Origin of the sequence: Nocardia puris (assembly GCF_003315035.1) — a bacterium.
In the GTDB taxonomy this organism is placed as follows: Bacteria; Actinomycetota; Actinomycetes; order Mycobacteriales; family Mycobacteriaceae; genus Nocardia; species Nocardia puris.
Window position 1 is genome coordinate 120,899 of the sequence record NZ_QNRE01000005.1, and the last position, 22,810, is coordinate 143,708.

Sequence of the window (22,810 nt, forward strand, 5' to 3'; positions counted from 1 at the left end):
GCCCACGGTAACAGCTCACCTCGCCTGGCCCGCCGGACACCGGGACCAAGTACCGTGTTCGGAGTGCGGCTAGGGGTACTCGACGTCGGAAGCAACACCGTTCACCTGCTCGTGGTGGACGCGCACCGTGGTGGCCACCCGATGCCGATGAGCTCGACGAAGGCCACGCTGCGGCTCTCGGAGAACATGGACGACGAGGGCCGCATCACCGTCGCGGGCGCCGAACGCCTCATCAGCACGGTGGCCGAATTCGCCAGCATCGCCGAGACCTCCCGCTGCGTCGAGCTGATGCCCTTCGCCACCTCCGCCTTGCGTGAGGCCGCCAATTCCGACGAGGTGCTGGCCCGCGTGCGCACCGAGACCGGCGTCGAACTCCAGGTGCTCAGCGGCGTCGACGAGGCTCGGCTCACCTTTCTCGCGGTGCGCCGCTGGTACGGCTGGAGCGCGGGCCGCATCCTCAACCTCGATATCGGCGGCGGCTCGCTCGAGATCAGCACCGGCGGCGACGAGGAGCCCGACGTGGCGCTCTCGCTGCAACTCGGCGCCGGCCGGCTCACCAGGGACTGGCTGCGCGAGGACCCGCCGGGCAAGCGCCGCGTCGCCGTACTGCGCGACTGGCTCGACGCCGAACTCGTCGCACCCGCGAAAGAGCTGGTGGCGGCCGGTAAACCGGATCTGGCGGTGGGCACGTCCAAGACCTTCCGCTCGCTGGCGCGGCTCACCGGCGCGGCGCCGTCGGGGGCCGGTCCCCGCGTGCGGCGTACGCTCACCGGCTCGGGCCTGCGGCAACTGATCGCGTTCATCTCGCGAATGACGGCCGCCGACCGTGCAGAATTGGAAGGCGTAAGTTCGGATCGGTCACAGCAATTGGTGGCTGGCGCATTGGTCGCGGAGGCGAGTATGCGGGCACTATCGCTGGATACCCTCGAAATTTGTCCGTGGGCGCTGCGGGAAGGGCTGATCCTGCGCAAACTGGATACCGACATGAACGGTGGACTCGAGGCGACGATCCTGCCCGGCGCGGCGCGCGGCGGCGACCCCGGCGGCCCCCAGCCGGGCCCGATCGAGGCGGCGACGCCGTGAACGCGGCCCGGTGCGTCAGCGAGGCGCGACTATGAGCGACGAATCCAAACAGCTGTCGGTGGCCGAGCTGCTGGCCCGCAACGGTCAGCAGGGCGCCACCTCCTCCGGCGGGCGGCGCAGACGCGGCGCGCGCGGCATCTCCGTGGCCGAGCTGACCGGCGACCTGCCCGTGATCGGGGAGGGCGGCAGCCATTCCGCGCACGCCGCGCCCGAGCCCGAGGTACCCGAACCGGCGGGCTTCCAATCCTCACCCTTCCAGCCCTCGCCGTTCGAACCCGGTGCGAGCGAACAGGTCTCCTACAGTCCCCCGCAACCGGAGTCGGACTACTCGCCGATCTCCGGGCCGATCACGCGCTACGACCCGCTCGCGCCGTATCCGCCGGCGGGTGCCGAACAGGGCGATCCCTATGGGAGCGCCACCGGTTACGGCACTGCCGAACCCACCGCGTATTCGAGCCCCGCCCCGGCCGAGCCGTCCTACGCACCCGCCGAGGTCGAGACGCCGCCACCCGGCGGTTCCCGGCACAGCGCCCCCGGCCCCGAGGAGTCCGGCGGGATGCCCGCGCTGCCGCCGCTCGGCGCGCGCCGCAGCGGCCGCAGGCGCAAGCAGGATCCCGACGAGAACGAGACGATGGTCGTCGGGCCGCCGCTGCGCGAGCCCGTCGAGTTCGACCCGTCCGCGGCGGCTCCGGGTGGTTCCGTGTCGGACGAGGGCGCGGCGCGCGGTGGGCGCGCGGCTCGTCGCCGGGCCGCCGAGGCGGAGGAGGAGGCCGGACCTTCCACGGCGGCGTGGTCCCCGGCCGCGGGGGGATTCGAACCGGGTGGATACCGGCCGAACGGTCTCGTGCCGGAGGTCGACGGAGATTTCGCGTCGAACGGGTTCGGACCCAACGGTTCCGCGCCGGGACACGGTGGGAGTTTCGCACCGAACGGTTTCGGCTCCGACGGTCCCGTGCCGGGGTCCGGCGGGAGTTTCGCACGTGGCGGATTCGCGCCGGAGCCGGACGGAGGTTTCGCGCCGAACGGTTTCGCGCCGGAGCAGGGCGGAAACTACGCGCCCGGTGGTTTCGCGCCGGAACAGGGCGCGGGAGAGTCCGGCCCCAACGGTTTCGCGCCAGAGGGCTACGCGCCGCACGGTTTTCCGCCGAAGCCCGGCGGGTTCCCACCCGGGCCGGATTCCGGCAACGGTTTCGGGCCCGAGAGTTACGGCCCCGACCCGCGCGGTGGTTTCGCCCCCGGCTACGGTCCCGAGCACGGTCGCGGATTCGGGCCGCCGCCGAGCGCCTTCGGCCCGTTCGCGCCCGACGCCGGCGACGGATTCGGCCCCGAAGCGGACGCCGAGCCCGGCACGCCGCACGGATTCGCGCCCGATCCGGAACCCAAACCGCTCTCGCCGATGCCGGAGCGGCCGAAGGAGCCGCCGCGTTCGCGCACCGAGACCCTGCGGTCGCGGGCCGGTGGCGCGCTGCCCGCGTGGTCGGCGCGCAGGCACAAACCGGGCCCGCCGCCGCCCGAGGACCCCGATCCGGAATCCGGCGGCATCCCGACCGCCGCCTGGTCGCTGGCCAGCCAGGACCAGCAGTTGCTGTCCGGGTCCACGGTGGCGGGCGACCTGCTGCGCGACGGTGTGGAGCGCTCCGAACGCGGTCGCAAACGCCCGCCCGCCGATCTCGACGACGGCCACACCGACGCCTACGACCCGTTCACCGCCGACGTCGACGAGTACGACGACGAGGACGATCAGGACGAGTTCGAGGCCGAACCGCGCGGCAAGCTGACATCGCTGTCGCGGGGATTGCGCGCCAAGGCGCTGGCCGCCGGCAAGCGGTCGGCCGAGCGCGAACCGCGGCCCGATCTCGACGAGAACCGCCGCCAGTGGATGATCCTCGGCGGGCAGAGCGCGGGCGCGGCGATAGCGGGCATGTTGCTGTTCAAGGGCTTCGAGCGCATGTGGGAGATGCTGCCCTGGGTGGCGCTGCCACTGGCGACGATCGTGATCCTCGGACTCGTCGCGCTCGTGCGGGTGCTGCGTCGCACCGACGACATTCTCAGCACGGGCATCGCGGTGGTCGTGGGCGTCTTCGTCACGCTCGGACCGCTAGCCTTTCTTCTCAGTACAGGCTGAGCAGGGAGCGGTGCCGTGGGGAACATCGGGCAGGCGGACGACACTCGGATAACCGGGTCGATCGGGGGGATCGAGCCGGAATCCGGGACACGGCACGAGGACCCGGGCGCGCCACCGGGCCGCATCATCCAGGTGGGGCTGTCCACCGCGTCGGTCTACCCGCAGAACACCGAGGCCGCGTTCCGCTACGCCGCCGAACTCGGTTACGACGGGATCGAGTTGATGGTGTGGGCCGAGCCCGCCAGCCAGAGCATCGCCACCGTGCAGTCCTACGTGCGCAAGTACGACATGCCGGTCCTGGCCGTGCACGCGCCGTGCCTGCTCATCTCGCAGCGGGTGTGGGGCGCCGATCCGATCGCGAAACTCGAGCGCAGCGTGCGCACCGCCGAGGCGCTCGGCGCCGAGACCGTCGTCGTGCATCCGCCGTTCCGCTGGCAGCGGCGCTACGCGGAGGGGTTCGCCGCCCAGGTCGCCGAGCTGGAGGAGCACGGCGAGGTGGTGGTCGCGGTGGAGAACATGTTCCCGATGCGCGCCGACACCCTGTTCGGGCGCGGGACGAAGGCGGCGCAGCGCCTGGAGCGCCGCGGCGGGCCCGGGTGGGGGCTCACGGCGTTCAGCCCGTCCTACGACCCCACCGACACCGGATTCGCGCACTACACCCTCGACCTGTCGCACACCGCCACGGCGGGCGCCGACCCGCTCGCGCTGGCCAAGCGGATGGGCCCCGGCCTCGCGCACCTGCATCTGGCCGACGGCCGCGGCGCTGCCCACGACGAGCATCTCGTCCCCGGCGAGGGCTCCCAGCCGTGCGTCGAGGTGTGCGCGCAGCTGGTGCGTTCGGGTTTCGCGGGCCACGCCGTCGCCGAGATCAACACCCAGAACGCCCGCACCACCGCCGACCGCGCCGCCATGCTGCACCGCACCCTCACCTTCGCCCGCGTCCATCTCAACGGCCACGCCCCGGCCCCCCTGCCCGCCGCACCCCGCGTCAACCCGGCCTGAGTGCTCCGGGGGCCTGGGAATCGGTACTCCATCCGCGCGGTTGTACGCTGTACGAATCGCACGACAGGAGCCGACCGTATGACGCTGGAGTTGACCGAATCCACCCTCGCGCCGTTCGCCGCGGTGTGCACGCTGACCGAGACGGCCGCGCCCGCCGACGGCGTGGGCCGCTACGCGGGCGTGATCGACGACGTGTGGACCATCGGGACCAAGGTGCACGGCGGCACCATGGTCGCGGCGAGCGCGGCCGCGGCCGCCCGCCTGCTGCGCGCCACCGATCCGGCGCTCGCCGAGATGGCGCCGATCGCGGCCAGCTCCGATTTCCTCGGCGCGCCCGATCCCGGCGCGGTCGATTACGAGGTGCGGGTGCGCAAGATCGGCCGCCAGATCTGCCTGGTCGACACCACCCTCGTGCAGGACGGCCGCGACCGCGTGCGCACCGCGTTCACCTTCGGCCACCTCGACGACGGTGAGCCGCTGTACGCGCCCGAGCACACCGATATGCCCGCCGAACCGCCCGCCGACGCGCTCGGCTACCAGGGCTCGCCGATGGGCGACATCGTGCACGTCGCGCAGGGGGCCGAGCTGTTCCTGGACAAGTCCTGGGCGCGGTTCCTCGACGGTGCGCAGGGCGAGCCGCGGCTGCGGCTGTGGATGCGCCCGCTGGCCGGCGACCAGGCCGATCCCGAGGTGTCGGCGCTGTTCGCGATGATGGCCGCCGATATGAGCCCGCCGGTGTCGATGAACCTCGGCCACTTCGGCTGGGCCCCGACCGTCCAGATGACGACGTATCTGCGGCGCAGGCCCGCGCCCGGCTGGCTGCGGATCGTCGCGGTGTCCCACGAGGTGGGCGGTCGCCTGTTCGACGAGGACCAACTCGTGCTCGACAGCACGGGCGCCATCGTCGCCCAGAGCCGACAGCTGGCACTGCTGCCACAGCGCCGCTGACGCGCGTCTAGCCTTATCCACCATGACGAGAATCGCGGTGATCGGTGGTGGACGGATCGGGGAGGCGTTGGTCGCCGGACTGCTCGAGTCCGGGCGGGCGAACAAGGATCTGGTCGTCGTCGAGCCGCACGCCGACCGCGCCGAGGTGCTGGCGGGTCGGTTCGGTGTCCGGGTCACCCCCGACGCCGCCGACGCGGCCGTGGGCGCCGACCTGCTGGTGATCGCGGTGAAGCCCGGCGACGTCGATTCCGTGCTCACCGAGCTGGGCAAGGCCGATCTGGACGGCGGCGATCGCGAGCAGGTACTGGTCTCGCTGGCCGCCGGTGTGCCGACGGCCCGGCTGGAGGCCAAGCTGCCCGCCGGTTTCCCGGTGGTGCGCGTGATGCCGAACACCCCGATGCTGGTGGGCCAGGGCATGAGCGTGCTCGCGCCGGGCCGCTACGCGCGCGCCGAGCAGCTGGAGCTGGTGACCGACATGCTGTCGGCCGTCGGCAAGGTCGTCACGGTGGCGGAATCGCAGATGGACGCCGTCACCGCGGTGTCCGGCTCCGGTCCCGCCTATTTCTTCCTGGTGGTCGAGGCCATGGTCGACGCGGGCGTCGGGCTGGGCTTGTCCAGGGACGTGTCGACCGAGCTCGTGGTGCAGACCATGATCGGCTCGGCGGCCCTGCTGGACGAGTCGGGACAGAGCGCGGTCGACCTGCGCGCGGCCGTCACCTCGCCGGCCGGCACCACCGCCGCCGCGCTGCGCGAACTGGAGCGCGGCGGGGTGCGCTCGGCGTTCCTCGAGGCGCTGCACGCGGCCAAGCGGCGTTCGGCCGAACAGGGCGCCAGCGCCGAATAGACCGGTCGGTTGGAATAAACCTCCGGTTCGCGTCCGGGCCACCGCCGCGTAAGCGCTGATTTCTCACACACGTCGCAGTAATCCCACTGGCCCCGCTAAGCTTCAAGGAGCACGTGCGTGTCTGTTCCGCCGGTGGGGAAGCCGGCGGCGCGGACGTGCCGGAGGTCAATGGTGCAATGATGTCTTCCAACAAGATGTCTGCGAACAGCTCGGGGACGTCACCAGGTGCGTCCGGCCCCTCCGCGGGCCGTGCCGGACCGCGCGCGCAAGGTGGTTCCGGTTCGCCGGGGCAGAACGTGCTCGGTGGCGGCACCCAGTTTCTCACCGTCGCCGAAGTGGCGAATCTGATGCGAGTCTCCAAGATGACGGTCTACCGTCTCGTGCACTCGGGCGAACTGCCCGCGGTGCGCGTCGGGCGGTCGTTCCGCGTGCACGCCAAGGCGGTGCACGACTATCTGGAGACTTCGTACTTCGACGCGGGGTGAGGTAGCGGTAGTTCCGGACGGGACGTCCCTGTCGCTGCGGGCGGCCCGGGCCTCGGCATGGCTCCAGGGGCCTGGATCGAGGGCGCCGCGCCTACCGGTAGGATGGTCCTCCGGTTCGTGTTCGCCTGCCTGCGGCGCCAGTTCGTGGTGTCCGGTGGCCGCGGGCGGCGCGGGCGCCGTAAACAGCTAGGCGTACGCGATGCGTGCGCGCCGAGTAGAGAGAACGCGAGGACACCCTATGGGTTCTGTGATCAAGAAGCGTCGCAAGCGCATGTCGAAGAAGAAGCACCGCAAGCTGCTTCGCCGCACGCGTGTGCAGCGGCGCAAACTCGGCAAGTGAGTCGCCGCGCCGCGAGGCGCTCAGCGAGGCCCGTCACCGTCCGGTGGCGGGCCTCGCTTTTTGAAACAGTTCAGTTTGAAAATTAAACGTGTATCCGGTGACTGAAGTCATCGTTAGATCCTGGTTAATACTCTCGGCGACTCAGACGGCAGCGGCTACCCTGGGAACCGCGAATAAAGTCAATCGGGGGCCTGGCAGGTGGGAACCGGTGCAGCGGTGGGTTCTGAACTGAGAGACGGACACTCTCCCAAGGTGGTGATGGTGACCGGCGCGAGTCGTTTCTTCGGCGGCAGTGTGGTGGCCAAACTGGCCGCCGACCCGTCCGTCGAGCGCATCATCGCCGTCGATACCATGACCCCGGGCCGAGATCTGCAACGGCGCATGGGCCGCGCCGAATTCGTCCGCGCTGATATCCGTAACCCGTTGATACGCAAAGTTATCGGCGGCAACGAGGTCGACACCGTCGTGCACTCCGCGGTGCTGTCGCGGCCTCCGGCCGGCGGCGGCCGCGCGGTCATGAAGGACCTCAACGTGCTCGGCGCCATGCAGTTGCTCGCCGTCTGCCAGAAGTCCCCGTCGGTGCGCCGGGTTGTGGTGCGCTCCACCTCCGCCGTGTACGGGTGCAGCGCCAAGGATCCGGCGAAGTTCACCGAGGAGATGAGCGCTCGCACGCCGCCGCGCGGCTGGTTCGCGCGCGACATGATCGAGGTCGAGGGCTTCGTGCGCGGCCTGGCCCGCCGCCGTCCCGACGTGGCCGCCTCGATCCTGCGCTTGGCGCCGATAGTCGGTCCGCGCCTGGCCCGGCGCGGAGTACAGTATCTTCGTTCGCCCGTGACGCCCACTGTGTTCGGCCGGGACGCGCGGATGCAACTGTTGCACGAAGAGGACGCGGTGGCCGCCCTCGCGCACGCGGCGCGGACGGCCCCCGGTGGTACCTACAACATCGCGGGTGACGGGGCGCTGGCGCTCTCGCAGGCGGTGCGCCGAGCCGGGCGCCTCGAACTGCCGGTGCCGTTCCTGTTCTTCCGCACGGCAGGGCGCGCGCTGATGGGTCCGGTGATGCGGGAATTCACCGGCGAACAGCTCGACTATTTTCATTTCGGTTGTGGTCTGGACACGACGCGGATGCGCACCGAACTCGGATTCGAACCGCGTTGGACAACGGTCCAGGCTTTCGACGATTTCATCGGGGGCGCAGCGTTGCGGCCCGTCTTCGATCCGGCGTGGATCGATGCCGCAGAAAAGAAACTGCTCGGCCTGCTCGGGGCCGGTACGGGAGCACATTCATGAACGACGTGGCGAAAGTCATCCCACTGCATGATCCGAACACCGAGTTCAAGCCGCGGGCGAATGTCCGCCGCTGGCCCGAGTCCGCGCCGGGGACGGCGCCGAGCCGGGTCACGTCGCTGACCGATCGACTGGCGGCGGCCGTTCCGCAGTCACCGCAGTCGCTGGGCGAGCTCGTCCGGGGCGGTATCGGCAAGCAGATCAGCCGCACCGCCGAATTCGCGCGCCGCCGGATCACCGGCGACTACCAGGTCGACGAGTTCGGTCTCGACGAGCACCTGCTCGAATCCCTCATTCTGCCCGCGCTGCGGCCGCTCTCGGATCTGTGGTTCCGGGTGGAGGTCAGCGGCGTGGAGAACATCCCCGAGGTGGGCGGCGCGCTGATCGTCGCCAACCACGCGGGCACCGTCCCGATCGACGGGCTGATGCTGCAGCTCGCCGTGCACGACCAGCACCCAAAACAGCGCGCGCTGCGGCTGCTCGCCGCCGACCTCATCTTCGAACTGCCCTTGCTCGGCGTGCTGGCCCGCAAGGCGGGTCACACCCTGGCCTGCCGCGAGGACGCCGAACGCCTGCTGCGTTCCGGTGAACTCACCGGTGTCTTCCCCGAGGGCTTCAAGGGCGTCGGCAAGCACTACTCCGACCGCTACAAGCTGCAGCGCTTCGGCCGCGGCGGTTTCGTGGCCGCCGCCGTGCGCACCGGCGTGCCGATCATCCCGTGCTCGATCGTGGGCTCGGAGGAGATCTACCCGAAGCTGGCCGACCTCAAGCCGCTGGCCCGCCTGCTCGGCCTGCCGTACTTCCCGGTGACGCCCACGTTCCCGCACCTGGGCCCGCTCGGCGCCGTCCCGCTGCCCTCCAAGTGGTACATCGAATTCGGCACCCCCATCCCCACCACGGCCTACGAGCCGGAGGCCGCCGACGACCCGATGACCATGTTCGAGGTCACCGACCAGGTGCGCGAAACCATCCAGCAGACGCTCTACAAACTGCTGACCAAACGCCGCAACCCGTTCACGGGCTGAGTTTTTGGCGCGCCGGGGGCCGCGAACGGTCGGTCGTCGGGCTCCCTCCCCGGGGCGGCTGGGGTAGTGCGGATCTCGCGGTGTCTGTTGAGGGTTGGCGCCGAGCGGTGCAGGCGCGGCCCTAATGCTCGCGCTTGCGGGTGATGGCGGCTGCGACCGCCCCGCCCGCCGCGCCCAGGGCCAGCGCCGTCGGGACGCCGATCTTGGCGGCCTTGCGGCCGGTGCGGAAATCGCGGATCTCCCAGCCGCGGTTCTTGGCCACCTCGCGCAGGTCGGAGTCGGGGTTGATGGCGACGGCGGTGCCCACCAGCGAGAGCATCGGGACGTCGTTGTGGCTGTCGGAGTACGCGGTACAGCGCCTCAGGTTCAGGCCCTCGCGCACGGCCAGGGTGCGCACCGCGTGCGCCTTGCCGAGGCCGTGCAGGATGTCGCCGACCAGCCGTCCGGTGAACTTGCCGTCCACGCTCTCGGCGACCGTGCCCAGCGCGCCCGTGAGGCCGAGGCGTTTGGCGATGACCTGGGCCAGCTCCACCGGCGTCGCCGTGACCAGCCACACCTGCTGGCCGGCGTCCAGGTGCATCTGCGCCAGCGCGCGCGTGCCCGGCCAGATCTTGTCGGCGATGATCTCGTCGTAGATCTCCTCGCCGAGCGCGGCCAGCTCGGCCGTGGGGCGGCCCGCGATGAACGACAGCGCCTTCTCCTTGCCGGAGGCCATATCGCTGCTGTTCTCCTTGCCGGTGACGCGGAACTTCACCTGCTTCCACGCCACGTCGACCAGGTCGCTGGTCTTGAAGTATTTGCGCGCCGCCAGGCCGCGCGCGAAATGCACGATGGACGCGCCCTGCACCATCGTGTTGTCCACGTCGAAGAACGCCGCCGCCGTCAGGTCGCGCGGCACCTCGTGACCGGTGTCGGCGGCCTCGGCCAGCTCGGATTCGTGCAGCGAGAGCGCGGCGTCGGCGCTGGCCTCACCGGCCAGGTTGGCGCGCACCTCTTCCTCGCTGGGGCCGAACGGGCTGCGCGAGATGCGCGCCAGCTGATCCTGCAACCCCTGGCCGAGCGAACTCGAACTCCATCGCGCCGGGAACTCGCCGAACCGGCCCGCGATGAATCCGGCCCTCTCCACCCTCGATCGTTCCGGCACCAGTACCTCCGCCCGTTCGCGCGAACCACGTCCACAGTAACCGGATTCACCGACAGTCACGCCGAGACGGCGCGCACCGGTGACGGTGTGGCGAGGGGATTTAATAGCAGGCATGACCAATCCCACAGCGCCCGCCACGCCGGAAGTGACTTTGCTGACTCGCGCCGGTTGCGGGTTGTGCACCACCGCGCTGGCGCGGCTGCGGGCGGTCTGCGTCGAATTCGGCGTCGAACCGGGTGTGGTGGACGTGGACGAGGCCGCGAAAACCGACCCTGGCCTGCGCGCGGAGTACGGCGACCGGCTGCCGGTGGTGCTGCTGGACGGGCGCGAGCACAGCTACTTCGACGTCGACGAACCGCGCTTGCGCGCCGATCTGAGCCGCCGCCCGGCCTGATCGGCGCGCGATTTCCCCGCCGCGCTGGTCGCGGCGGAAAATGAGGCCAATTTCACCGACTTTGTGCAGGGCTTCACAAGCAGTTACGGTGGTGGCACGCGACCCGCGGGCCGAGGCCACGCCAAGTCGCACGCGAAATCCGATACATCGACCGTGGCACCGGTCCGCCGCCCGGGCTGGAGGTCGAGCGAACGAACCGGTCCGCGCTCACTGGGGACCGCAACGAGGAGCCGACGACGTGACAGAGCAGCATGAGGCGCCGGGCGGCGTCTCCGGCAGGGCTCTGCGACCGGGCGACGGGCCCGACGGCGTCGGCGCGCGCTCCCTGCAGAAGGACATTCCCCAGGCCACCGTCACGCGGCTGGCGACCTACCTCCGGGTGCTCGCCACGCTCGCCGAGGACGGTGTGCTCATCGTATCGAGTGAGGAACTCGCTGTCGCGGCGGGTGTCAATTCGGCCAAGCTGCGCAAGGATCTGTCGTTCCTCGGCCCCAACGGCGTCCGGGGTGTCGGCTATGACGTGGCCAAGTTGCGGACCAGGATCGAGGATGTGCTCGGACTGTCCGGTGGGCATCGCGTGGTGCTGGTCGGCGCCGGGAACCTGGGCCGTGCCCTGGTCGGCTACGGCGGGTTCCGGCGCCGCGGTTTCACGGTCGTCGGCGTCTTCGATGCCGACCCCGCGGTGATCGGCGCGCCGCTGGCCGGGCTCACCGTGCGCGACGCCGCGGGCCTGCGCGCCGCCGTCGCCGAACTCGAGCCCACCATCGCGGTCATCGCGGTGCCCGACGAGGCGGCCCAGGACGTGTGCGACCAGCTGGTCGCCGCCGGGCTGCAGTCGATCCTGAGTTTCGCCGCGTGCGGGCTGATCGCGCCCGACACGGTGGAGGTCCGCCGGGTGGACCTGGCGGTGGAGATGCAGATGCTCTCGTTCGAGCGGACCCGCAACGCCGAACCCGAGCCGCTGCCCGAGGTCGCGCACGTGGGGTCGGGCCGGATCGCCCGCCGCGCACCGGCGCACCCCGCCCTCAAGCATTCGACCTCGCATTCGGCAACGGAGCCAAAAGGCAAGGGATCGGTGGTTACGCCATGAGCGAACGCAGTGAGCGAATCATGTGCCAGCGTGCAACGCGCATGCCGGAGCCGAGCGTCAGCGAGGCGCAGGCATGAGTGTTCTGCTCGTCGGGATTTCGCATCGCAGCGCGCCGGTCGCGGTGCTGGAGAAGGTGGCGATCACCGACACCGACCGGCCCAAGCTCCTGGATCAGCTGCTGGCCTCCACCCATGTGTCCGAGGCGATGATCGTGTCGACGTGCAACCGCGTCGAGGTGTACGCGGTGGTGGACGCCTTCCACGGCGGTCTGGCCGAGGTCGGCGAGCTGCTCACCGAGCACTCCGGGCTGCCGATGCCGGATCTGACCCGACACGCCTACGTCCGCTACAGCGAGGCCGCCGCCGAGCACCTGTTCGCCGTGGCCTCGGGCCTGGATTCGATGGTGGTCGGCGAGCAGCAGGTGCTCAGCCAGATCCGCAGCGCCTACGCCACCGCCGACGCGCAGCGCGCCGCGGGCCGCACCCTGCACGAACTCGCCCAGCACGCCTTGCGCGTGGGCAAGCGGGTGCACACCGAGACCGGGATCGACCGCGCCGGCGCCTCCGTGGTGTCGGTCGCGCTGGACCGCGCGCGTGAAGTGCTGCGCGCGGGCACCGACCTGCCGCTGGAGACGGCACTCGAGGGCCGCACCGCCGTGGTGGTCGGCGCGGGCGCGATGGGCGGACTGGCCGTGGCGCACCTGTCGCGCGCGGGCATCGGCCGGATCATCGTGGTGAACCGCACCCTGGACAAGGCCACCCGCCTCGCCGAGACCGCCCGCACGCACGGCGTGGAATCCACGGCGCTGGAACTGTCCCGGCTCACCGAGGCCATGGCCGCCGCCGACGTCGTGATCACCTGTACCGGAGCGGTGGGCTCGGTCGTGACGCTGGCCGACACCCACCGCGCGCTGGCCGACCGCGACCGGGCCGAATTCCCGGCCACCGAGCGCCCGCTGGTCTTCTGCGACCTGGGCCTGCCGCGCGATGTGGAGCACGCCGTGGCCGGCCTGCCCGGCGTCGCGGTGATCGACATCGAGACCCTGCAGCGCGATCCGGCCGCGAACGCCGCGTCCGACGACACCGCCGCCGCCCGCTCGATCGTCGCCGACGAACTCGCGAAGTACCTGGCCGGCCAGCGGATGGCCGAGGTCACGCCCACCGTCGCGGCGCTGCGCCAGCGCGCGGCCGAGGTGGTGGAAGCCGAACTGATGCGGCTGGATTCGCGGTTGCCGAGCCTGGCCGATCCGGAGCGCGACGAGGTCGCGCGGACGGTGCGCCGGGTGGTGGACAAGTTGCTGCACGCGCCGACGGTGCGGGTCAAGCAGCTGGCCTCCACCCCGGGCGGGGACAGCTACGCCGAAGCGCTGCGCGAGCTGTTCGAACTGAAACCCGGTGCGGCACAGGCGGTTGCCGCGCCGATGGAGATCAGCGCGATCGCGGGCGACGGCGCGGGCCTCGCCGACGATTTCACCGCGGGACACCTCGGCGAGGAGGGCAGGCCGGCATGACAGTCGTTCAGGAAGACGAAAACGTGACCGCTGACGGGACCAGGGCGCCGTGGCGCATCGGCACCAGGGGCAGCCTGCTCGCGCTGACCCAGGCGGGCACCGTGCGCGACGCGCTCGTCGCGGCCGGGCACCCGGCCGAACTGGTGGTGGTCAAGACCCCCGGCGACCTCTCCTCCGACCCGGTGCAGAAGATCGGCGTCGGCGTGTTCACCTCCGCCCTGCGCGACGAACTCCTCGCGGGCGCCATCGACATCGCGGTGCACTCGTACAAGGATCTGCCGACCGCCCCGGACGAGCGGTTCACGATCGCCGCGATCCCGCCGCGCGAGGATCCGCGCGACGCGCTGGTCGCCCGCGACGGCATGGTGCTGGGCGAACTGCCCGCCGGTTCCCGCATCGGCACCTCCGCGCCCCGGCGCGCGGCGCAGTTGCGCGCACTCGGCCTGGGCCTGGAGATCCTGCCGCTGCGCGGCAATCTGGACACCCGGCTGCGCAAGGTCTCCGAAGGGGAACTGGACGCGGTGGTGGTGGCGCGCGCCGGCCTGGCCCGCATCGAGCGCCTGGACGCGGTGACCGAGGCGCTGGAGCCGGTGCAGATGCTGCCCGCCCCGGCCCAGGGCGCGCTGGCGGTGGAATGCCGCAGCGACGATCCCGATCTGGTCGAGATCCTGGCCCGCCTCGACGACGCGGCCACCCGCGCGGCCGTGCTGGCCGAGCGCACCCTGCTGGCCGAACTGGAAGCGGGCTGCACCGCGCCGATCGGCGCGCTGGCCGAGGTCGTCGAATCCCTCGACGACGACGGCCGGGTGGTCGACGAACTGTCGCTGCGCGCCTGCGCCGCCGCCCACGACGGTTCGGAGGTGCTGCGCGCCTCCGTGGTGGGCGCACCCGCCGACGCCGCCGAACTCGGGCGGGCACTCGCGCGTGAACTGCTCGATCTGGGGGCGCGCGATCTGCTCAGCGCCCCGGGCGAGGACGCCGAGGACGCGAGAGCGGAGGGCTCGCCGTCCGGTGCCGAGCCCCCTTCGCAAGAGCCGCGACCGGGCGCGGCCGACGGTCGTATCAGCAATCCCAGCCCAATGGAGAACAACCGATGAGCCGAGCCACCAAGAAGCACCCCGGTCGGATCTTGTTCGTCGGGTCCGGCCCCGGCGACCCGGCCCTGCTGACCGTGCGTGCGCGCGAGGTGCTGGGGCGAGCCACACTGGCGTTCACCGATCCCGATGTGGACAAGGGCGTGCTGGCGCTGATCGGCACCGCGGTCGAGGCGGACGAGGACGGCAACCGTCCGGTCGACGTGCGCCCCGCGCTGGGTGAGCCCGCCGAGGTCGCCAAGACCCTCGTCGCCGAGGCGCGCGCCGGACACGACGTGGTGCGCGTGGTGGCGGGCGATCCGCTGACCACCGATTCGGTGATCACCGAGGTCACCTCCGTCACCCGCTCGCACATGGTGTTCGAGGTGCTGCCCGGCCTGCCCAACGGCTCGGCGGTGCCCAGCTACGCCGGTATCGCGCTCGGCTCCGGGCACACCGAGGCCGACGTGCGCGGCGAGGTCGACTGGGCCGCGCTGGCCGCCGCGCCCGGCCCCCTGGTGCTGCACGCCACCTCCGGCCACCTGGCCGAGACGGCGAGCGCGCTGGTGGAGCACGGCATGGCCCCGCAGACCCCGGTCGCGGTCACCGTGCGCGGCACCACCCGTCAGCAGCGCACCATCGAGGCCACCCTGGCCACGCTGAACAGCGCCGCCTCCGAACTGGTCGGCCCGCTGGTGGTGACCATCGGCAAGGTGGTCGCCTCGCGGTCGAAGATGTCGTGGTGGGAGTCGCGGGCGCTGTACGGCTGGACCGTGCTGGTGCCCCGCACCAAGGATCAGGCGGCGGAGATGAGCGAGCGGCTCGTCACGCACGGCGCCATCCCTATGGAGGTGCCGACCATCGCCGTCGAGCCGCCGCGCAGCCCCGCGCAGATGGAGCGCGCGGTGAAGGGCCTGGTGGACGGCCGCTACCAGTGGGTGGTGTTCACCTCCACCAACGCGGTGCGCGCGGTGTGGGAGAAGTTCGCCGAGTTCGGACTGGACGCGCGCGCGTTCTCGGGCGTGAAGATCGCCTGCGTGGGCGAGGCCACCGCCGACCGGGTGCGCGCGTTCGGCATCAACCCCGAGCTGGTGCCCTCGGGCGAGCAGTCCTCGGAGGGCCTGCTGGCCGACTTCCCGCCCTACGATGACGTTTTCGACCCGGTGAACCGCGTGCTGCTGCCGCGCGCCGACATCGCCACCGAGACGCTGGCCGAGGGCCTGCGCGACCGCGGCTGGGAGATCGACGACGTGACGGCCTACCGCACGGTGCGCGCCTCGCCGCCGCCCGCGGAGACCCGCGAGATGATCAAGACCGGCGGTTTCGACGCCGTGCTGTTCACCTCCTCCTCCACGGTGCGCAACCTGGTCGGCATCGCCGGCAAGCCGCACGCCCGCACCATCGTGGCCTGCATCGGCCCCAAGACCGCCGAAACGGCCATCGAATTCGGTCTGCGCGTCGACGTGCAGCCCGAGGTCGCCCAGGTCGGCCCGCTCGTCGAGGCACTGGCCGAACACGCGGCCCGCCTGCGCGCCGAGGGCCTCCTGCCCCCACCCCGCAAGAAGAGCCGCCGCAGCCGATAGCCAACGCCTTCGGCGATAGCCAACGCCTCCGGCGTATTGCTTGGCATTTGGAACTGATGCCACAGGCACGGGTTGTGGTTTCGGTGGTTGATAGTCGCCTTCCGGGTGGTGCTGTGGTCGTGTGTGGGCTGTGGGGCTCAGGGTCGGCCGGTTGAACTGCGGCTGTTCAAGTGGTTGCGGCGGGGCGCTCGCGCCGGTACGACATCGGCATCACCGACGCGAGCGCCCCGGTCAAACACGTTCGGCCTATTGCCGCACCTGGAGTGTTCAGCGGTCACGGCCATGCTCGGCTGCAGATCCACAGCCGAACATGGCCCACACAGCCGGAGCACCGCCCCCTGAAGGGGCCCCACCAACGACCGCAACCACAACCCACACCTGTGGCGCTAGTTCTAAATGCCAAGCAATACGCCGAAGGCGCTAGCGCCAGCGCATGAGGTTGCGGACCAGGCGGCAGGTGGCGTCGGAGGGTGGGCGGATGCCGACGAGTTCGGCGGTGCGCCTGATCTTTTCGTTGCTCGCCTGGGTGGGCAGGTAGACGCCCGAGTCGAGCAGGGCGATGCTCAACCGCATGGCCTTGAGCCTGCGGTTGTGCGTGACGTACCACCGGCGCGGACGGCCGGTCGGCAGCGGCCGCCGCTCCAGCGGCCGATAGGGCGTGATGGTCTGACGGGTGGTTGCGGTCGCGGGCAAAACGTCCTCCCCTCGCGGTAGGGAACCCGGTGGATCCCCTCGAACACATCTTCGATTCTACGCGAGGGGTCCGACAAAAACCCCTGCCCGACAGGGATTCTCGGGTTCTTGCGCACACCCCCTGCGGCCGCTCGCGCGGGGGTTTCCCGGCAGGCGTATCGTGCGAATCATGACCGGAATGGACCGCCCGCGGCGGTTGCGCCGAACTCCCGCTCTGCGTCGCCTCGTGGCCGAAACGACCCTGGAACCACGGCAATTGGTGCTGCCGATGTTCGTGGCCGACGGTCTGGCGGAGCCGCGGGAGATCGGGTCCATGCCCGGGGTCTACCAGCATTCGATGGACTCGCTGCGCAAGGAGGCGGTCGCGGCGGTCACCGCGGGCGTCGGTGGGCTCATGCTGTTCGGCGTCCCCAAGCCCGAGGACAAGGACGCCACCGGCAGCCTGGCCAGCGATCCCGACGGCATCCTCAACCGCGGCCTGCGCGCCCTGGCCGACGAGGTCGGCGACGCCACCGTGATCATGGCCGACACCTGCCTGGACGAGTTCACCGACCACGGCCACTGCGGCGTGCTGGACGCCGACGGCGCGGTCGACAACGACGCCACCCTGCACCGCTACGTGGACATGGCGCTGGCCCAGTCGGAGGCCGGCGCCGATCTGCTCGGCACCAGCGGCATGATGGACGGCCAGGTCGCCGCCGTCCGCCGCGGCCTGGACGCGGTCGGGCGCACCGACACCGGCATTCTCGCCTACGCCGCCAAGTACGCCTCCGCCTTCTACGGCCCGTTCCGCGAGGCTGTCGGCTCCTCGCTGCAAGGCGATCGCCGCACCTATCAGCAGGATCCTGCCAATCGCAAAGAGGCCCTGCGCGAGCTGGAACTGGATCTGGCCGAGGGCGCCGACATCGTGATGGTCAAGCCGGCCATGTCCTACCTTGACATCCTGCGCGACGTGGCCGACCGCTCCACCGTGCCGGTCGCCGCCTACCAGATCTCCGGCGAGTACGCGATGATCACCGCCGCCGCCGAGCGCGGCTGGATCGACCGCCGCGGCGCCGTGCTCGAGTCGCTGGTCGGCATCCGGCGGGCGGGCGCCGACATCGTGCTGACCTACTGGGCGACCGAGGCCGCAAACTGGTTGTCGTGACGAACCACCCTGGACCTATGGTCTTCGCTCCGCCCCCACAGCGCCCACCTATGCCCGAGGATGTTCGCACCGCACGCCAGGTGTGGTGGGTGATCGTCGTGTTCGGCGTCATCCAATTGATCGCTTCGGCGGTGTCGTCGCTGCAGAATCGCGACGAGCTCGAGCAGCGCGTGCTCGAACAGGGCCGTCAGAGCGACGCGAACTACGCCATGGCCACCGCCGAGCTGGTGGTGTCGTTGTTCCTGGTCGGCATGGTCCTGGCCGGTCTCGCGCTGGCCGCCGCCGCGCTGGGCGTGGTGCACCTGTTCGGCCGCGGCAAGCCGTGGGCGCGCACGATCCTCACCGTCGGGTCGATCTGGCTCATTCTGGGCGGCTTCCTCGCGCTGTTCTCCCTCGACACGGTCGTGGGCACGGCCTCGCTCATCGCCGGTGGCGCGACTATCGTGCAGGGCGTGCTGGCCGGTGGCGCGCTGTATCTGAGTTACCGTCCGGATTCCTCCGCATACTTCCAGGTGAACCGCAGGTGAACGGCCGGGCATACCCCCGCCGAATTTGTCGCCGCCATGGCGCCATGTATGGTGAGGGTTGTCACAGTGGAACTGGGAACCGGTAGTTGTCGTTCGAGCGTTGCGCAAGCGTTGTCCAGATGGCTCCGGGGGATCGGAGGCATCGATGCGAGTGGTGATCCAGCAGCCGCACAGCATTCGGCGAGACGTGCTCGTTCTCGGCCTGTTGATTCTGTTCGGTGTGGTCACCGTCGCACTGTTGCTGCTGCCCGGTCTGGTCGGCTGAACCCACTCCCACCCTCGAGTCCGCGGGGTAGCGCCGCGTGACCGGGGAAGTCCTGTTCGCCGAGCCCGGCGCGCGCTGGCGTGCCGTCGCCTACGGCCCGATCATCTGCCTCGTCGTGCTGCTGATCGAAATCCGCACCGGTGGTCAGGTCCACTGGTTCGCCCTGCTCTTCTGCGCGGTGCTGATCGCGGCGTTCGTCGCGCTGCAAGTCGTCGCCGGGCGCAGGCACGTGAGCGTCGAACTCACCCCGAGCGCCCTGCGCCAAGGCGCCGAGACGCTGCCGCTCTCCTCGATCGCCGCGGTGCTGCCGGACCGCGACGAGCAGTCCTGGAATGATGAGGACTGGGAGTCCGCGCGGGCGCTGGGCGAACTGACCGGCGTGCCGCGCAGGCGCACCGGCATCGGCCTGCGACTGCGCGACGGCGGACTGGTGCAGGCGTGGGCCCGCGACCACCGCGGCCTGCGCACCGCCCTCACCGCGGCGCTGCGGACCGGGGCGGACGACGGCAAACCGGGTGAGAACGGAGCGGATGGGTGAATCGGAGCGTCGGGATCGCACTCGGTGAAGCGGTGGTGGTCGTCGTCTGCCTGGTGCTGGCCGTGGTGTGCTGGGGCCGGGGTGTGGTCACCACCTCGTTCGCCGCTTTCGGTGACGTGCCCGCCTTCGACGCCACCCGCTACGTCGCCCCCTGGATCGCGCTCGCGGCGTTCCTCGTCGCGGTGGGCGGATTGTTCGCCATCGACGCCGTCGCGCGGGCCGTGCGCGAACTCACCTCGCGCTGAGAACCTTTCGGCCCGGTGCGCCGTTTAGGGCGCGGGCGGGTGGGAAGATCCCCCACATGAACCAGACAAGTCGCGCGAAGCTCGTTGCGGGGGCGGCCGGCGTTCTGTTCGGCGTGATCGTCGCGGTTCCCGCGGCGTCGGCGCAGGCGCCGGGATCTACGGGTACTCCCCAGGTGGTGTCGGCCGGTGCGCCGGGTGGTTCCGGGGCGTCGGCCGTGGAAATCACGCTGCCGGTGGAGGGTGTCGCCGCACCGGTCTACGCGCCGAGCGCGCCGCCCGGCCTGCTGAGCCTGCTCCCCGCGCCGCTGGGGTGCCTGGTGACCACGGGGTCGGCTGGATTCTGCGTCGGCATCACGTAGGGCGGAGTCGGCGTTGCCGCTCTGCCTGCTCGGCGCCGCCGCCCGGCCGCTCGGGGTTGCCCGCGCCTCTTGCGTGCCCGGCGGCCGAGGGTCGGCCTCGATTCCGCGTCGGCATCACGTGGGGCGTCCGCCGTGCTCCGCACCCTGCACCACTATTTGAAGTGATCGCGATCCAGACTGCTCGGGCGGGTTTACGATGGTTGGGCCGGCGATAGTCACGCCAAGACGCGATCGGTGCGGGAAGGTGTGGAACACATGCGTTGTGTCGCGTCGAAAATCATTGCGACCCTGGCAGTTTCGGCTGCGGTAGGTTTCGCCGCCGCACCTGCGTCCGCCGTGGGCCTGCCCTTGGCACCGGCCGCACCGCACCCGGTGCCCGTCTCCGACCTGGTGCCGGAGACCGGCTCGGCGGGCATCTTGAACGGACTTCTCTGCTCACTGCGCACCTTCTCCGCCGAACTGCCCTGCCGGATGACCTGACGGTCGTCCCTATCCGGAGGTCGGAGCAAGTCGGGTTATTGCCGCGAGCAGAACCGTTAGTGAATCAGCTGGTCCAGTTCTGATACACGTCGAGCACACGTCCGTTGCGCGTGCCGGGGGCGTTCACGTAGACGGTGACCGTCCCGTCGGGGTGACTCGCGGATTCCGCGATCACCTGACGCAATGACGCGTGCACGCCGCCGTTCTGATCGCGATAGATCTGGGTGTCGTCGTGCAGACCCGCGCCAATGCGGTTCAGCGGCACGAACATCGACACCACCGCGGGCACCGGACCACCCGCCAGCGCGACGGTTTCCTCGTGCGTGAGTCGCGCGCCGACGCGCCCCTGGTCGGGCTCGGCGATGGGATCGGCCGCCGCGGCCGTGCCCGCGCCCGCGAATCCGGCGGTGAGCAGTGCGAGAAGAGCCGAGCTGACGAGCGCGAACCGCATGGTGAGCCCTCCCGGGAGCTAGCTGCTGCGACGATCACAAGAGGGTACGCAGCGGCCGCGCGCGGTTCACCGAACTCGCGGTCCGTGGCGTGTTGCTGCGGTGCGCGTCACTCTCCTACACCCTGTCGTCGACCGGCCGCGCGGGTGCTGCGACACTGGAGGCCGTGAGTTCTTCTCCGCGCGTGACCAGTGCATCGGTGCCGGTTTCCGCTCAGCTCTTCGATCGGGCGAGCTCGGTGATCCCCGGCGGCGTCAACTCGCCGGTCCGGGCGTTCCATTCGGTCGGGGGCACGCCCCGCTTCATCGCCTCCGCCGACGGGTACACCCTCGTCGACGCCGACGGCAACGAGTACGTCGATCTCGTGTGTTCGTGGGGGCCGATGATCCTGGGCCACGCGCATCCCACCGTCGTCGAAGCGGTGCGGAAGGCCGCGAGCGGCGGACTCTCCTTCGGGGCGCCCACCGAGGCCGAGATCGAACTGGCCGAACTCATCGCCGAGCGCGTCGCGCCGGTGGAACGCGTGCGGCTGGTGAACTCCGGCACCGAGGCCACCATGAGCGCGGTCCGGCTGGCGCGCGGCTACACCGGCCGGTCCAAGATCATCAAGTTCAGCGGCTGCTACCACGGGCACGTCGACGCGCTGCTCGCCGACGCGGGCTCGGGCGTCGCGACCCTCGGCCTGCCCACCTCGCCCGGCGTCACCGGCGCGCAGGCGAGCGACACCCTGGTGCTGCCCTACAACGACCTCGCGGCGGTGCGGGCGGCATTCGAGGCGCATCCCGGCCAGATCGCGTGCGTGATCACCGAGGCCGCCGCGGGCAACATGGGCGCGATCGCCCCGCTGCCCGGTTTCAACGAGGGCCTGCGCGCGCTCACCACCGAACACGGCGCGCTGCTCATCATGGACGAGGTCATGACCGGGTTCCGGGTCAGCGCGGCGGGCTGGTTCGGGCGCGAGGGCGTGGCGGGCGACCTGTACACGTTCGGCAAGGTGATGAGCGGCGGCCTGCCCGCGGCGGCGTTCGGCGGTCGCGCCGAGGTGATGAACCAGCTCGCCCCGCTCGGCCCGGTCTATCAGGCGGGCACGTTGTCCGGTAACCCGGTGGCGGTGGCGGCGGGCCTGGCCACGCTGCGCGCCGCCGACGCGGAGGTCTACGCCGCGCTGGACCGCAACGCCGAACGCCTCGGCGGCCTGTTCACCGAGGCGCTGACGGCCGCGGGGGTCGAGCATCGCGTGCAGTTCGCGGGCAATATGGTGAGCGTGTTCTTCGCCGACCGTCCGGTCACCGACTACGCCACCGCCAAGGCCGCGCAGACCTGGCGTTTCCCCGCCTTCTTCCACGCCCTGCTCGACGGCGGCGTGTACGCGCCGCCGAGCGCGTTCGAGGCCTGGTTCGTCTCCGCCGCGCTCGACGAGAACGCTTTCGACCGTATCGCCGCCGCCCTCCCCGCCGCCGCCCGAGCGGCCGCGGCCGCCACCCCCGAAGGATCCCGCGCGTGACCTCCGACCTCGACAACCCAGACGCAGGCGCCCCCACCCCCGCGCCCACCCCGAAGAAAACCCCGAAGCGCACGGCCCCCGCGGAAGCCGCCGCGACCGCGACGAAGGCATCCGAACCCGCCGCCTCGAAGCCCGCGGGCAGCGATGACGCCGCACCGGCGGACACCTCTGCGGCGAGCGCGGGGACCCAGGCCGGGGACACCGTTGTGCCTGCGGCGAAGGCAGCCGGAACCGCCGCCAGCCCCGCCGCCGAGCCGGTGACAGACAAGCGCGACGAAACGCCTGCGGTGGCCGCGCCGAAGTCGGCGAAATCCTCCGCCGGCTCGAAGGCGAAGCGGTCCCCGAAGACGAATGCGCCGTCCACCGCACCGGTCGCCGGGTCCGTGGTCGCCGATATCGCCGGGGTGACCACGTCTCCCGCCGACGTGGTGGAATCCACCTCCGCCGCGGCCGATTCGTCCGCCACCGCGAACGCCGCGACATCCAGCGCTACCTCGAGCGCCGCCGCTTCGTCCGCCACCGGCTCGGCCGGTGCCATCGCTGACCCGGCTGCCCATAATCCTGCCGCCGTCCCGGCCGCCGGCGAGACTGCTGCCGCCGAGACCCCTGCCGCCGCCGGTGAGCCCGCTGCCGACAAGGTCTCGGCGACCACTCCTGCCGCCGCCGAGGT

Annotated in this window: 24 protein-coding genes; 21 read left to right on the plus strand and 3 right to left on the minus strand. The window is 71.1% G+C overall.

The window, feature by feature from the left end:
• Positions 1-63: 63 nt before the first annotated feature.
• The 9 genes from DFR74_RS16385 to DFR74_RS16425 all read left to right on the plus strand — a co-directional run bounded on the left by DFR74_RS16385 (position 64) and on the right by DFR74_RS16425 (position 9,139).
• Entirely contained in the window at positions 64-1,083 is a 1,020-nt protein-coding gene (locus tag DFR74_RS16385; protein ID WP_067506021.1) for a Ppx/GppA family phosphatase, read from the plus strand.
• 31 nt (positions 1,084-1,114) lie between these two features.
• A complete protein-coding gene (locus tag DFR74_RS16390) occupies positions 1,115-3,208 on the plus strand; it encodes a hypothetical protein (RefSeq protein ID WP_067506025.1) in 2,094 nt (697 codons plus the stop codon).
• Positions 3,209-3,340: 132 nt separating this feature from the next.
• Positions 3,341-4,210, plus strand: a complete 870-nt coding sequence (locus tag DFR74_RS16395) for a sugar phosphate isomerase/epimerase family protein (protein WP_067506417.1) — start codon at positions 3,341-3,343, stop codon at positions 4,208-4,210.
• 78 nt (positions 4,211-4,288) lie between these two features.
• Positions 4,289-5,158 carry a thioesterase family protein gene (locus DFR74_RS16400; RefSeq protein WP_084537427.1) on the plus strand — a complete coding sequence of 290 codons (870 nt, stop codon included), beginning with the start codon at positions 4,289-4,291 and terminating at the stop codon, positions 5,156-5,158.
• 22 nt (positions 5,159-5,180) lie between these two features.
• Positions 5,181-6,002, plus strand: a complete 822-nt coding sequence (proC, locus tag DFR74_RS16405) for a pyrroline-5-carboxylate reductase (protein ID WP_067506029.1) — start codon at positions 5,181-5,183, stop codon at positions 6,000-6,002.
• Positions 6,003-6,196: 194 nt separating this feature from the next.
• A complete protein-coding gene (locus DFR74_RS37990; RefSeq protein ID WP_228788999.1) occupies positions 6,197-6,487 on the plus strand; it encodes a helix-turn-helix domain-containing protein in 291 nt (96 codons plus the stop codon).
• Positions 6,488-6,725: 238 nt separating this feature from the next.
• Entirely contained in the window at positions 6,726-6,827 is a 102-nt protein-coding gene (locus DFR74_RS16415) for a 30S ribosomal protein bS22 (protein ID WP_003402602.1), read from the plus strand.
• Positions 6,828-7,085: 258 nt separating this feature from the next.
• Positions 7,086-8,117, plus strand: a complete 1,032-nt coding sequence (locus tag DFR74_RS16420) for an NAD-dependent epimerase/dehydratase family protein (protein ID WP_067506032.1) — start codon at positions 7,086-7,088, stop codon at positions 8,115-8,117.
• Entirely contained in the window at positions 8,114-9,139 is a 1,026-nt protein-coding gene (locus DFR74_RS16425; RefSeq protein ID WP_067506036.1) for a lysophospholipid acyltransferase family protein, read from the plus strand. Before DFR74_RS16420 ends, DFR74_RS16425 begins: the two co-directional genes overlap by 4 nt.
• A gap of 121 nt (positions 9,140-9,260) precedes the next feature.
• Here the strand turns inward: DFR74_RS16425 and DFR74_RS16430 are convergent, their stop codons facing one another.
• Positions 9,261-10,187, minus strand: coding sequence for an HAD family hydrolase (locus DFR74_RS16430; protein ID WP_067506423.1), 927 nt, complete (start codon positions 10,185-10,187; stop codon positions 9,261-9,263).
• A gap of 208 nt (positions 10,188-10,395) precedes the next feature.
• On the opposite strand from DFR74_RS16430, the gene DFR74_RS16435 reads away from it, so the two are divergent.
• The 5 genes from DFR74_RS16435 to DFR74_RS16455 all read left to right on the plus strand — a co-directional run bounded on the left by DFR74_RS16435 (position 10,396) and on the right by DFR74_RS16455 (position 15,933).
• Entirely contained in the window at positions 10,396-10,677 is a 282-nt protein-coding gene (locus tag DFR74_RS16435; RefSeq protein ID WP_067506039.1) for a glutaredoxin family protein, read from the plus strand.
• A 238-nt stretch (positions 10,678-10,915) separates the two neighbouring features.
• The gene (locus DFR74_RS16440; RefSeq protein ID WP_067506042.1) at positions 10,916-11,767 is read left to right on the plus strand and encodes a redox-sensing transcriptional repressor Rex; all 852 of its coding nucleotides are present in this window, start codon (positions 10,916-10,918) and stop codon (positions 11,765-11,767) included.
• 73 nt (positions 11,768-11,840) lie between these two features.
• Positions 11,841-13,277, plus strand: a complete 1,437-nt coding sequence (locus DFR74_RS16445) for a glutamyl-tRNA reductase (RefSeq protein WP_067506046.1) — start codon at positions 11,841-11,843, stop codon at positions 13,275-13,277.
• Positions 13,274-14,374: a hydroxymethylbilane synthase gene (gene hemC / locus DFR74_RS16450; RefSeq protein WP_067506050.1), complete on the plus strand. Its 1,101-nt coding sequence runs from the start codon at positions 13,274-13,276 to the stop codon at positions 14,372-14,374. The genes DFR74_RS16445 and hemC overlap by 4 nt, the downstream gene beginning before the upstream one ends.
• Positions 14,371-15,933 carry a bifunctional uroporphyrinogen-III C-methyltransferase/uroporphyrinogen-III synthase gene (locus DFR74_RS16455; RefSeq protein WP_067506053.1) on the plus strand — a complete coding sequence of 521 codons (1,563 nt, stop codon included), beginning with the start codon at positions 14,371-14,373 and terminating at the stop codon, positions 15,931-15,933. Before hemC ends, DFR74_RS16455 begins: the two co-directional genes overlap by 4 nt.
• A 420-nt stretch (positions 15,934-16,353) precedes the next feature.
• Here the strand turns inward: DFR74_RS16455 and DFR74_RS16460 are convergent, their stop codons facing one another.
• The gene (locus DFR74_RS16460; protein ID WP_067506057.1) at positions 16,354-16,626 is read right to left on the minus strand and encodes a hypothetical protein; all 273 of its coding nucleotides are present in this window, start codon (positions 16,624-16,626) and stop codon (positions 16,354-16,356) included.
• A gap of 169 nt (positions 16,627-16,795) precedes the next feature.
• Here DFR74_RS16460 and hemB point away from each other — a divergent pair, with 169 nt between their 5' ends.
• The 6 genes from hemB to DFR74_RS36010 all read left to right on the plus strand — a co-directional run bounded on the left by hemB (position 16,796) and on the right by DFR74_RS36010 (position 20,187).
• Positions 16,796-17,773 (plus strand): porphobilinogen synthase, encoded by a 978-nt coding sequence (gene hemB, locus DFR74_RS16465; RefSeq protein ID WP_067506060.1) that lies wholly within the window; start codon positions 16,796-16,798, stop codon positions 17,771-17,773.
• 50 nt (positions 17,774-17,823) lie between these two features.
• A complete protein-coding gene (locus DFR74_RS16470) occupies positions 17,824-18,300 on the plus strand; it encodes a hypothetical protein (protein WP_228789001.1) in 477 nt (158 codons plus the stop codon).
• Positions 18,301-18,602: 302 nt separating this feature from the next.
• Positions 18,603-19,103, plus strand: a complete 501-nt coding sequence (locus DFR74_RS16475) for a hypothetical protein (RefSeq protein WP_067506066.1) — start codon at positions 18,603-18,605, stop codon at positions 19,101-19,103.
• Entirely contained in the window at positions 19,100-19,348 is a 249-nt protein-coding gene (locus DFR74_RS16480; RefSeq protein ID WP_067506069.1) for a hypothetical protein, read from the plus strand. The genes DFR74_RS16475 and DFR74_RS16480 overlap by 4 nt, the downstream gene beginning before the upstream one ends.
• Positions 19,349-19,404: 56 nt before the next feature.
• Positions 19,405-19,707 carry a hypothetical protein gene (locus tag DFR74_RS35435; protein WP_147265843.1) on the plus strand — a complete coding sequence of 101 codons (303 nt, stop codon included), beginning with the start codon at positions 19,405-19,407 and terminating at the stop codon, positions 19,705-19,707.
• Between the two features lie 336 nt (positions 19,708-20,043).
• Positions 20,044-20,187: a hypothetical protein gene (locus tag DFR74_RS36010; RefSeq protein ID WP_157115809.1), complete on the plus strand. Its 144-nt coding sequence runs from the start codon at positions 20,044-20,046 to the stop codon at positions 20,185-20,187.
• A 64-nt stretch (positions 20,188-20,251) separates the two neighbouring features.
• Here the strand turns inward: DFR74_RS36010 and DFR74_RS16490 are convergent, their stop codons facing one another.
• A complete protein-coding gene (locus tag DFR74_RS16490) occupies positions 20,252-20,638 on the minus strand; it encodes a hypothetical protein (RefSeq protein WP_067506075.1) in 387 nt (128 codons plus the stop codon).
• 182 nt (positions 20,639-20,820) lie between these two features.
• Between DFR74_RS16490 and hemL the strand changes: the two genes are divergently transcribed.
• Complete coding sequence (hemL, locus tag DFR74_RS16495) at positions 20,821-22,140, plus strand: glutamate-1-semialdehyde 2,1-aminomutase (RefSeq protein WP_411157644.1); 1,320 nt, start codon at positions 20,821-20,823, stop codon at positions 22,138-22,140.
• Positions 22,141-22,810: the final 670 nt, after the last annotated feature.